Annotated in this window: 5 protein-coding genes; all 5 read right to left on the bottom strand. The window is 71.5% G+C overall.

The window, feature by feature from the left end; all coding sequences use genetic code 11:
- Window positions 1-985, bottom strand: a 985-nt coding sequence (locus GCN74_RS27950; protein ID WP_152259678.1) for a glycosyltransferase family 4 protein, incomplete at its 3' end; no start/stop codon positions are given.
- Window positions 982-2208 (bottom strand): TIGR04063 family PEP-CTERM/XrtA system glycosyltransferase, encoded by a 1227-nt coding sequence (locus GCN74_RS27945; RefSeq protein WP_152259677.1) that lies wholly within the window; start codon window positions 2206-2208, stop codon window positions 982-984. The genes GCN74_RS27945 and GCN74_RS27950, both read right to left, overlap by 4 nt.
- Before the next feature lie 3 nt (window positions 2209-2211).
- Window positions 2212-4173 (bottom strand): XrtA/PEP-CTERM system amidotransferase, encoded by a 1962-nt coding sequence (locus GCN74_RS27940; RefSeq protein ID WP_152259676.1) that lies wholly within the window; start codon window positions 4171-4173, stop codon window positions 2212-2214.
- Between the two features lie 10 nt (window positions 4174-4183).
- The gene (locus tag GCN74_RS27935) at window positions 4184-5398 is read right to left on the bottom strand and encodes a TIGR03088 family PEP-CTERM/XrtA system glycosyltransferase (protein WP_152259675.1); all 1215 of its coding nucleotides are present in this window, start codon (window positions 5396-5398) and stop codon (window positions 4184-4186) included.
- On the bottom strand, window positions 5388-5958 hold a 571-nt coding region (locus tag GCN74_RS27930), incomplete at its 5' end, for an exosortase C-terminal domain/associated protein EpsI (RefSeq protein ID WP_152259674.1). The genes GCN74_RS27935 and GCN74_RS27930, both read right to left, overlap by 11 nt.

Raw genomic sequence — 5958 nt, 5'->3', positions numbered from 1 at the left:
GCGCGCGCGGCCGGTCGCGCAGCAGCGCCACGATGGCCTGCGCCATGGCGGCCGGCTCGCCGGGCGGCACCAGCAGCGCCGTCACGCCGTCCTGCAGCAGGGCGGGGATGCCGCCCACATCGGTGCTGACGACGGGCACGCCGCAGGCCAGCGCTTCGAGCACGGAAATGGGCATGTTGTCGGCCAGGCTGGGATTGAGGACGATGTCGCTGGCCTGGTACAGGGCCGGCATGGCGGCATTGTCGACGGGGCCGGCGAAGCGCACGGAATCCAGAACGCCCAGCGACCTGGCCAGGCGCGCCAGCGCCGCGCGCTGCGACCCGCCGCCGGCCAGCACCAGGCGCGCCGCGGGATAGCTCTGGCGCACGAGGGCAAGCGCGCGCACGGCGCTGGCGTTGTCGTACAGGCTTTCCAGGTGGCGCGCCACGAGGATGCAGGGCGCCTCGGCCGGTGACGCGCGCGGCGCGGCCGGCGTAAAGCGCTGCAAGTCCACCACGTTGGGCACGATGTGGGCCGTATGGCCATATTGCTCGAAGATGGCGGCCAGGTAGGCGGAAGGCACGACGATGGCGCTGGCGCGGCGCAGGCTGAACGCCACCAGGCGGGGCGCGCGGGCGAAAAAAACGGCCGCTTCGCCGCCCCGGTAATTGAGCAGGGCCGGCTTGCCTTTCAGGCTGGCGATCCACAGGGCGGGCGCCGCGTGCAGGTGCCAGGACCAGCCGGAATTGGCCATGATGTGGAACAGGTCGACCGTATTGGCCGTGCGCCACAGCCGCCACAGGTGCACGGGCAGGCGCAGCGCGGCGCGCAGGTAGCGGATGCGCGCCAGCCAGGGCGGCAGCACGGGGCCGTTGACGGCCAGCAGCTGCACTTGCGCGCCGTCGTCGCGCAGCAGGCGCGCCAGTTGCGCCGTTTGATTCGCCATGCCGCCGGCCGGCGGCGGCAGCGGGCCGACCAGCGCGATGCGCAGACCCGTGAAGATCATGGCGCCACTTCCGCAGACCTGCGCGCCGCCATGCGCGCATACACGGGCGCATAGCGGGCCACGCTGGCGTCCCAGCTGCGCTCCGTCTCGACGAACGCGCGTGCCTGGCGCCGCAGCGCGGGCCAGCTGGCGGGCGCCTGCAGCAGGGCCAGTATGGCCTGCGCCAGCGCTTCGGCATCGCCGGCGCGAAACAGCATGCCCGTCTTGCCATGTTCGATCAGTTCGCGGTGGCCGCCCACGTCGGACGCCACCACGAGGCGGCCCTGCGCCATCGCTTCGAGCGGTTTCAAGGGCGTCACCAGCTCCGTCAGGCGCATGGGCAGGCGCGGATACACGCAGATGTCGACCAGCTGATAATAGGCGGCCACCTGCGCGTGCGGCACGCTGCCTGCGAACACCACGGCGTGGGCTATGCCCAGTTGCGCCGCCAGCGCGCGCAGCGCCGCTTCCTGCGGCCCGCCGCCGGCCAGCAGCAGCCGCAACGCCGGCTGAGCGGCCAGCATGCGCGGCATGGCGCGCAGCAGCAGGGCCAGTCCTTCGTAGGCATAGAACGAGCCGATGAAGCCGATGACCAGGTGGCCATGCAGGCCCAGTTTGTGCGCCAGCCACAGGTCGCCGGGCGCGGTGACGCTGAACGCGCCCGCATCGACGGCGTTCGGAATCACGGTGATCTTATGCGCGGGCACGCCGCGCGCGCGCAGCTCGCGCCGCAAGCCCTCGCAAATGGTGGTGACGGCGTCGGCGCGGCGCAGCGCGTAGCTTTCCAGCGCCCGCGTGAGCCGGTAGCGCAGGCCGCCGGGCCGGCTGCTGCCATGGTCGGCGGCCGCGTCTTCCCAGAAGGCGCGCACTTCGTACACGACGGGGATGCCCAGCGCGCGCCCCGCGTTGAGGGCGGCGATGGCGTTCAGGGCGGGCGAATGCGCATGCAGGATGTCGGGCCTGAGGCGCTGCGCCAGCCCGCGCAGGCGCACGGCCAGACCGATGACGACGGCCGCCTGGCGCAGCACGGGCAGGCGCGCCCACCAGTGCGCAGCGGGCGCCGTGCGGTAGAAATGCCAGCCCTCGACCAGTTGCTGGGCGCCGTCGGCCGGCCCTTGCTTGGCACTGGTGAGCTGCATGGTGTGCCAGCCCAGCGCGCGCTGCTGCCGCAGGATGGCCAGGGTGCGGAAGCTGTAGCCGCTGTGCAGGGGCAGCGAGTGGTCGAGGATGTGCAGGATGCGCATGGCTCAGCCTGGGACGGTGGCGGCTGCCGGGACGGCCGGGCTTAGGTCCGACGGGGCGGCCCCCTTGGCGACCTGGCGCAGAAAGGCTTCGAACATCAGCAGCGACCACAGGGGCGCGCTGTAGTCGCGCCGTCCGCTCGCGTGCTGCTCCAGCAGCAGGCGCACGTAGTCCATGTCGAACAGGCCGCACTGCGCCAGGATGGGCCCCAGCAGGCGCTGTTGCAGGCGCTGGCGCAGCGGGCCCCGCAGCCAGTCGGCCAGGGGGACCGAAAAGCCCATCTTCTGGCGGTACAGCACGGAGTCCGGCAGCAGCGGGCGCAGGGCTTTTTTCAGCAGGTACTTGCCTTCGCCGCGCCGCAGCTTGAACTGCGGCGGCAGGCCGGACATCCACGCCACCAGTTCGTGGTCGAGCAGGGGCGAGCGCACTTCCAGCGCATGCGCCATGCTGGCCCGGTCGACTTTCGTGAGGATGTCGCCGGGCAGGTAGGTTTTCAGGTCCAGATACTGCACCTGCGACAGGGGATCCTGCGCGGGGCTGGCCAGCGCATGGCCGCGCAGCACTTCCACGGCGCGGTAGCCCTGCAGGCTGCGGCGCAGCTCGGGGCTGAACAGGCGCGCGCGCATGGCGTCGCCCAGCAGGCTGACGCCGTGAAAATAGGCGTCCGTCGTGTCGCGCGCCAGGCCCTCGAACGTGGTCTTGGCGCGCAGGAAGCGGGGCGCCCAGTCGGCCTTCGGATACAGCCGCCCCAGGGTGCCGAACAGCGACTGGCGCAGGCCGGCCGGCAGCAGCGGGTCCATCGCCTTGCGCACCTTTTCCTCGCGCGTGTGCAGGCGGTAGCGCCGGTAGCCGGCCAGGCTTTCGTCGCCGCCGTCGCCCGACAGGGCCACCGTGACCCGCTGGCGCGCCAGCTGGCAGACGCGGTATGTGGGCATGGCGGAGCTGTCGGCGAACGGTTCGTCGTACAGATTGGCCAGCAGGTCGATCAGTTCGAAGTCGTCCTGCTCCACCTGGCGCGCGTGGTGCGCCGTGCCGTAGCGGCGCGCCACCAGGTCGGCGTAGCGCGCTTCGTTGTAGGCCGGGTCGCCGAACGAAATGGAATAGGTGTTGACGGGCGTGCTGCTGGCCCCCGCCATCAGCGCCACGACGGCGCTGGAATCGACGCCGCCCGACAGAAAGGCTCCCAGCGGTACTTCGGCCACCATGCGGATGCGCACCGCTTCGCGCAGGCGCGCCAGCAGTTCGTCGGCCGCCTGCGCCTCGCTGGCGGGCGGATTGGGCGTGAACGGGATGTCCCAGTAGGACTGCGGCGCGGGCAGCGGCTGGCCGGCGCGGATGGACAGCGTGTGCCCGGGCGGCAGCTTGCGCGCATGCCGGAAGATGCTGCGCGGCTCGGGCACGTAGCCGTACGCGAAATACTCTTCCACGGCCAGCGGGTCGAGCGCGCGCGGCATGGCCGGATGCGCGAGCAGGGCTTTCAGTTCGGAGCCGAACAGCAGGGTGCCGTCCTGCGCCTCGCCGTAATACAGGGGTTTCACGCCCAGGCGGTCGCGCGCCAGGAACAGCACGTGGCGGCGCCGGTCCCACAGGGCGAAGGCAAACATGCCGCGCAGGTGCCGTACGCAGTGTTCGCCCCATTGTTCCCAGGCGTGGACGATGACTTCCGTGTCGCTGCTGGTGCGGAAGGCATGGCCGAACTGGCGCAGTTCGGCCATCAGGCTGCGGTAATTATAGATTTCGCCGTTGAAGACGATGGCGACGCTGCCGTCGGCGCTGAACAGCGGCTGCTGGCCGCTGGCCAGGTCGATCACGGACAGGCGCCGGTGCGCCAGGCCCAGTCCCGGCTCGCGGTGCAGGCCGCCTTCGTCCGGTCCCCGGTGGTGCAGGCTGTGGTTCATGCGCGCCAGCAGCAGCACGTCGATGTCGCGCTGGCCCTGCAAATCAAAGATGCCGCTGATGCCGCACATGGGGGGCCTTTCAGGGATAGGTGGACAGGGGGGAGGGCTGGCGCGCGCCCGTCAGGCGGTCGTACACGGCCAGGTAGGCGCCGGCCATGGCGGGCAGGCTGTGTTCGGCCAGCACCTGGCGCCGGCCGCGCGCGCCATGGCGGGGACCCAGCTCGGGCATGCTGTAGTAGTCGAGCATGGCGTCGGCCAGCATCTCGGGCGAAGCGGGCGGCACCAGGGTGCCGCTCCAGCCCGACTGCACCAGTTCGCCGTTGCCGCCCACCTGGGTGGCGACGATGGGCAGCCCCGTGGCCATCGCTTCGAGGATGGTGTTCGAGCTGCCTTCGGCCAGCGAGGGCAGCACGAATAGGTCCATGGCGCGCAGCAGCTGGGCCACGTCGTCGCGCGTGCCGGGTAGCCAGGCAAGATGGGCCGCGCCAGCCTGCCGCAGCAGTTCCAGGCAGGCGTGGCGGCACGGCCCGTCGCCCACGATGATCAGGCGCAGGCGCGCGCGCGCGCCCGGCTGCGCCAGCAGCAGCAGGAAGGCCTGCACCAGCGATGCATGGTCCTTGACGGCCGCCATGCGGCCCACGCTGCCGATGACGAAGGCGCCGTTGCACAGGAAACCGGGCGGGCCCACGGCGGCCGGCGGCCCCAGGCGCGGATGGAATTGCACGCTGTCGACGCCATTGCCGATGTGCGACACCTGCGTGGGCGCCGCGCCGATGGCGTTCACCAGCCATTCGCCCAGGTCGGCGCTGACGGCGATGAAGTGCTGCACCAGCGGCAGCATGCATTTGCGCAGCAGCCGGTATCTGCGGCGGGTGCCGTGCAGGTCGCTCATGTCGCGCCCGTGTTCGCCATGCACGCGCAGGCGCACGCCGGCCAGGCAGGCCAGCAGCTGCGCTTCCAGGCAGCCCAGGTTGCGCGTGTGTACCAGCGCGGGGCGCAGCCGCCTGAGCACGCGGTACAGGTGCAGATAATGGCGCCAGTCCTTGCCTTCGCGCTTGTCCAGGCTGATGACGTCGACACCGGGCGTGGTCAGGCGCTGGCGAAACGCGGTGGCGTTCTTCAGGCAGACGATGGCGTGCCGGTAGCGTTCCGGCGGCAAATGGTTGATCAGGTTGACCAGGCCGTTTTCCAGCCCGCCCACGTCGAGCTGGTGGATCACGTGCACGATCAGGGGGGCGGCACTGGCCGCGCCGCCAGCCTGCCGTGTGCGGCCCGTCTCGGTGTCAAGGGCCATGCGGCAACTCCTGCAAGCGTTGTTCGATGACGGGCAGCGCTGCCCGCAGGAAGGCTTGCAGGCGCGCGCGCGGCGGCGGCGCCAGTTCGTCGTAGGCGGCAAAGACGATGATGTCGGCGCCATCCTGGCGCAGGCCCAGCAGCTTGGCTTGCGCCAGCAGCAGCTTGACCAGCACGGGGCTGGCCGTGACGACTCCGCCCTGGCGGTAGGCGCGCCATACCAGCAGGCGTTCGCCGCCGTGCGCCAGCACGGCTTCGCGCACGCCCACGGCGCCGCCCGCCACGGCGACGTGCTGCACGCGCTGCGCCAGCGGCATCCAGCGCGCGCCATATGGCAAGGCCTGGTGCGTCAGCAGTTCGGCATCGCGCGCCTGGCGCGCATACCAGTGCAGCTGCAAGCCCACCTGCGCGCCGTCGCCGTTGCGGCGCGCATACGTGGCGGCAAACAGCGCGGGTGCGCCCGCATACGGCGCCTGCCATGCCGATGCCGCATCGTGCAGGCGCTGCCAGGCGGGCGGATCGGGCAAGGCCAGCACGGCGGGGTAGCCTGGCGGCGCGCCG

Origin of the sequence: Janthinobacterium sp. FT14W (assembly GCF_009208755.1) — a bacterium.
GTDB classification, from domain to species: Bacteria; Pseudomonadota; Gammaproteobacteria; order Burkholderiales; family Burkholderiaceae_D; genus Janthinobacterium; species Janthinobacterium violaceinigrum.
Note: the sequence above shows the minus strand (reverse complement) of the source record. Positions and strands in the feature narration are given on the sequence as shown.

Bases quoted from the DNA above. Each gene is read 5' to 3' on its own strand.
- GCN74_RS27940 (WP_152259676.1), bottom strand. From the start codon at position 4,173: ATGTGCGGCATCAGCGGCATCTTTGATTTGCAGGGCCAGCGCGACATC.
- GCN74_RS27945 (WP_152259677.1), bottom strand. From the start codon at position 2,208: ATGCGCATCCTGCACATCCTCGACCACTCGCTGCCCCTGCACAGCGGC.
- GCN74_RS27935 (WP_152259675.1), bottom strand. From the start codon at position 5,398: ATGGCCCTTGACACCGAGACGGGCCGCACACGGCAGGCTGGCGGCGCG.